Source organism: Xylophilus ampelinus, from assembly GCF_003217575.1.
In the GTDB taxonomy this organism is placed as follows: domain Bacteria; phylum Pseudomonadota; class Gammaproteobacteria; order Burkholderiales; family Burkholderiaceae_C; genus Xylophilus; species Xylophilus ampelinus.
Genome location: NZ_QJTC01000044.1, coordinates 1 through 5192 on the forward strand (window position 1 = coordinate 1; position 5192 = coordinate 5192).

Genomic DNA, 5192 nt, shown 5'->3' on the forward strand with positions numbered 1-5192 from the left:
GCGTGGCCGATCTGGAGCGCTCCATCCGGCAATACATCGACCGACATAACGCCGACCCGAAACCTTTCATCTGGCACAAGAGCGCCGATACGATCGGCGCAAAGGTCGCTCGGGCTGCCCACAAACTTAGTTCGGCTTATTTTTGAGACACCACACTAGTGTTCGATTGATTGCTTCCATGTCAGAACCCAAACGCGGGCAGAGGGTTGGAGATGTGTGGAGGCGGCTCGGGTTTCCATCCTGCATCCAGGAGGGTTTGACGCGCGAATGACTGGCACTGGTTAGTTGGCCCCCACCGGCCTAAAGACCGCGTGATACGCAACGCTTCATTGACTTTCTGCTCGTCAACGTTATCGATCTTCCTGCACGAGCTTCCAGGTTGTGTACTCCTGCCAGCATGGTTGACAACCTGCACCGGATCACCGGGCATATCACCACTCTCATTGCCAGGAACGTTTCCGCGCGTACCACCCATGCCTGCCTCGATGGTGTCTGTCTTGAGCCAATGGTGATCGATCGGATTCCAAGGTATACCGAACGCCGGCTGGCTGCATAGAGACACGTCCAGACCAGACGGGTCCGTGAACGTCAGCGGATTCTGGAATGCGTACCCATACCGATTCCACCCCCCCCACCATCCCGATCGGATCATTCTGCGTATACCGCCCCGTCGCCGGGTCATAGCTGCGCCGGAAGTTGTAGAACAGCCCCGACTCCTCGTCGGCCACCTGGCCGGGAAAGCGCAGATCGAACTTGACCGGGATGGTCGTCGCCGCGCCCTTGGGCGCCGAAGACGTCTCCAGCACGAAGCCGGTGGCCCCGGTGCTGGGAGGCACCTCCCCGAAGGCGGTCGTCACCCACTGCCAGGCCACCTTGCCGTCGGCCTGCGTCAGCCGCCGGGGCGTATTCAGATGGTCGCTGTGGATGGCATAGAGCCGCCCGTCGATCGACGCCGCGATCGGCATCGGGCCGCTGGCCGTCGGCAGATAGACCACCTCGGTTTGCGTAGGCTTGCCGGTGGCCGGCGTGCCGTAGGTCCCCAGCACGGTGCTTGCGTCGTACGGCCCGTCCGCATACACCGTCTGCGTCGTCACCGCGGGACTGCCGAGCGTGTTCTTCTTCAGCACCCGCTGGCCCAGCGCGTTGTACACATAGGTGGCAGATGCGTTGCCCACGGTACCGTGCTTCACGGACTGCAGGCGGCCGTTGGCCCCGTAGCCGTAGAAATCCGCACCGGCCTGCGTAATCGCGCCCGTGGCGTCATAGCTGTAGGCGGTCTGGGTCGTCGTATCGGCGCCACCGGCAACACTCTGCGTCTGGGTGTAGCCCAACAGGCGGTTGTTCCCGATCCCCTGCGCGTAGACACGCTGATGCGTGGTGATCCGCCCGCCCGCCTCGGTCTGCTGGTTGACGATACTCTGGCGGTTGCCATTGGCATCGTAGGCCATGCCCACCTGGTCCGGCCCGGTGATGGCCGAAAGGCCCACGCCCGAGGGCAAAGTCGGCTTGACGGTGGGGACATGGGCGACCGCCGTCATGCGCCCCAGGGCGTCGTAGGTGTAGGCGGTCGACAGCGCCAGCGGAACCACCCCGTTGCCCACCGCATTGGGCACCATGATGTTTTGCGTCAAGCCGGATATGCGGCCCGCTGCATTCCAGGTGTAGCTGCCCAATTCGCTCTGCACCAGTTGCGCTGCGGTATCGTACGTGCGCGTAGAGCTGTAGCCACCGGAGACGCTGACGAAAGGCCACTGCCAACCGATCGGTTGACCCAGGGGGTTCCATTTGAGATTGCTGATCAACGGCTTGCCGTTCAACACCAGGTCCGTCAGACGCCCCACGCTGTCGTAGGTGTAGCCCAGAACGCTACCGGAGGGGTAGGTGATGCTGGCGATATTGCCCGCGCCACCCCCCGCTGTCACATAGGAATAAGCGACAACGCGGGTTTCTCCGGTGGTCAAGATCTGCTGCTTTTGCGTGACCCGTCCGAGCAAATCGCGGCGGTACCGGGTTGTCACACCGGGATCCTTCACCTCACTGAGATATCCGATGCCTGCGCGGGGTGTCGCCGGGTCCGCAAAATTGCTTCCCAGCAAATCATAGTTGAGGACGCTCGCAGAATTGTCCTGGTAGGTAATTTTGGTCGGGCGTCCTGTGAGGTCCCGGGCGATGGTCGTCTTTCTATTCAGCGCATCCGAAATGGTTTCGGCCAGTCCCGACGCGCCGTAGCTTGTTTTGATCAGCCCTATATCGGGGCTCGATTCTTGGACGGGATTGGCTTGCGCATTGGAGGTATAGGATGTTTTGGTGCCAATAAAATCGGAAATTTCCGCCACTGTGCCCAATCCATCATAACTGTAGGTCGCAAATTTGCTCTGGGGGTTGGTGACCTTTTTGCGCGACGCAGACCGTCAAGATCATAATTGTAATGTTCTCCCAGGGCATTCTTCTTGCCTACCAGGTCACCATTCGCATCGTAGCTAAAAACTACTTTTTGTGCATTACCCACCGTCCGTTGGACCAACCTGTTCAAGCCATTGATTGTGTTATACGCTTCCCAAACGACTTGATTGTCGCTATCTTTGATGATTTCGCTGGTTATATTGCCTATCTTATCCAGGGTGTAGGTGGTGGTATTGCCCCAATTGTCGCTGATAGAGGTCAAGCGCTGCGCAGCGTCGTAGCCGTATGTATAAACTTTTCCTGTCGGCGCGTTATAATAAGAAAGTTTATCAATTTTATTATAAACCCATCCAAACTTCAGAAGTGGATCGGAGTATTGGGCTGCTCTGTAGTCAATGGACGTAAGCTGGCTGTCTTGCTGGCGTGTATAGCCAACATACAACCCGTTTGCGGCGATTTTACCATATGGAAAGTCCCCGTCGAAAAATAGCTGAGTGGTTCTGCCAAGGGGGTCCACTATTTTTTCGATATCAGAAGATGAATCCCAATAAGCAAAGCTCGTAGTTCCACCATTCGGTGTGGTAGCTGCAGATACCAGACCATTGCTCCTGTATAGCCACTTTCTGATCGTCGTCTGACCGTTTCCGGACGCTGTATTGTCAGTCACTTTCTCTACAAGCAAGTTTCCCGATGCATCGTAGGTATATTCTGTGGTGCGACCGCCATCCACTATTTTGGTAGGCAGTCTGAACTGAGGGTGCCACCGGGTCGTGACTTTTTTGCCTTCCGCGGTGTTGATTGCCAAATTCACGGCAGTCACCAGTCTACGATTGGGATCCCATTCATAGGTGGTCTGTCTGCCCATAAAATCGAACTCGGAAGCCAACAGGCCCGCATTGTCTTGCGTTCTCAACGCAATGCTATCGTTCGAGTCGGCGGGCGGTAGAGAACTGCGTTGTACGAGCAATGCGCCATTCTTGGTGGAAAAAGAGAATTTTCGCACGGTACCGAGCGCATCCTGCACCGTCGTCAGCGTCTCGTCCGAGCCTGGCGCTGGGTAGTTTAAATAGGTCCCTTCTACCCCGTCAGGACGTTCCGCCGATATCGCTTTGCCACTTGAGTCATATTTGAAGCTGGCGTACCGGTTTCCTGCGCCGTCGGTGATGCCGGTGAGCAGCATGGGAAATCTCGTATCTTCGTACGTGTAGGACTGCGTATACCCCGTTTGTCCTGTGGCGCTGGTGAGCATAGGCGCGTTGTTGACCCATCTGTCAAATTTATAACTGATATGTGTATCCACTGGCGTGGTGACGCTTTTGATCAAGTCGCCATCGCGCTCTATCACAAGGGTTTGGCCGAAATTATTCGTGATAGAGGTTAAATAAGTATTGGTATAAGCATAGCTCAGCGTCCAACCGTTGCGCTGTTTCTGGGATGTAAGCCTGCCTGATTTATCAAAATAATACGTGGAGTCGTCGTTGGCATCGGAAAGAATCCAGCCATCCGAGGACCCTTGGAATCCGTCAGCGCCGCCGTTGGTTGGCGTCCAGGTAGATGTCGCCCCAGAACCTGTCTTTGTGAAGGATTTGATGGTTCCGTCGCCAAAACTAACTTGGGCCGACACATCCGACACGGCGGCCGTTATTGCATGGTTATGGCTCCATTGCAAACCAAAACCGTAATTAAACCTGTTCGAGCTTAAGCCCCAGTTGCTGCGGTATATTCTGAAGAAATTGATCGGATTTTGACTGTATTGGATATAGTCTTTGACGACTTCAAAATTCTCTCCGGTTGAAGGTATGACAGGATCGCCGACAGTCAGGCCATCGGGTGCGCATGACAAGATATGGGGAGGTGAATAGTTATCTGACTCCTCCGGCTGCGGAGGAGGAGGCGGCGGCGGCGGCGGTGGCGGCGGTGGCGGCGGAGGGGGGCGGGGCGGGGGAGGCGGTGGCGGGGGAGGAATGTAATCTTCCCGGAAATAGCCCGTATCCATATCTCTGACTATATTATATTGGCTTGGATCAACCGGTTGAGTGGGGTCGCATGTATGGGGTCCGGCAGCGTGGTCGTGCGGATGCAATGTAGCGTTGAATTCCCTAACACCTAGATTATCCACTTTATCGATACCCCATGGCTCCCGTACCCATCCTGATTCTGGCGGGAGAACAGGCAGTGCACATATAAAACCGAAGTCAAAACCGTAGGCATTAGGGTCTTCTGCGTCACCGCACACATTGGCGCCATTTATTACCCTGTAAGTAAGCCTGGGATCTACAGTTGAACAGACATCTTGAGGGTTTTTTGTGAAGAAGGCCTTATCGTTGTAATGATTTCCCGTCCAGAAACCAAGTACGCTGTTGTCATAGGCGCTTGCTGAGCCAGCACCTAGAAATGTCAGTGTAATAATGACCTTGTTTTTCATTTGATGGTGCACTTTCTTCGAAGATTAAATTTAAAAATTATCTAAACAATCTGAATTGGTTTGATTGAATTGCAAATTTTTATGGTTTGCTATTTTAATTTTTAGATTCGTAATCATGACTCGGCAATTCTTCGTTTCATAGCGTGCCTAGTAGCTACGCGTCGAGACGCGGTGCTGGATCCAATAGAACCAGATATATCTGAATGAAATTATTTGCCCGGATTTATTTTGCTCATGGGCCAAGGAGATGTCTTTGTGTCCTGGTTCTTGGTCGAACTCGGCGCGGCGATGAGGGTGGCATCCACGACGGTGCCCGCGCGCAGCAGCAGGCCCTTGTGGCTCAGCAGATCGTTGACGGTCGCCA

At 55.0% G+C, this 5192-nt stretch carries 2 protein-coding genes and 1 pseudogene; all 3 read right to left on the minus strand.

Going from position 1 to position 5192, the window contains the following annotated elements:
* Positions 1-440 precede the first annotated feature (440 nt).
* Positions 441-2336, minus strand: coding sequence for an RHS repeat-associated core domain-containing protein (locus tag DFQ15_RS16600; RefSeq protein ID WP_158529093.1), 1896 nt, complete (start codon positions 2334-2336; stop codon positions 441-443).
* Entirely contained in the window at positions 2246-4828 is a 2583-nt protein-coding gene (locus DFQ15_RS17240; protein ID WP_146228783.1) for a DUF6531 domain-containing protein, read from the minus strand. The genes DFQ15_RS16600 and DFQ15_RS17240 overlap by 91 nt, the downstream gene beginning before the upstream one ends.
* A gap of 242 nt (positions 4829-5070) precedes the next feature.
* Positions 5071-5192, minus strand: a pseudogene (locus DFQ15_RS16610) (IS5/IS1182 family transposase); the annotation flags it as partial.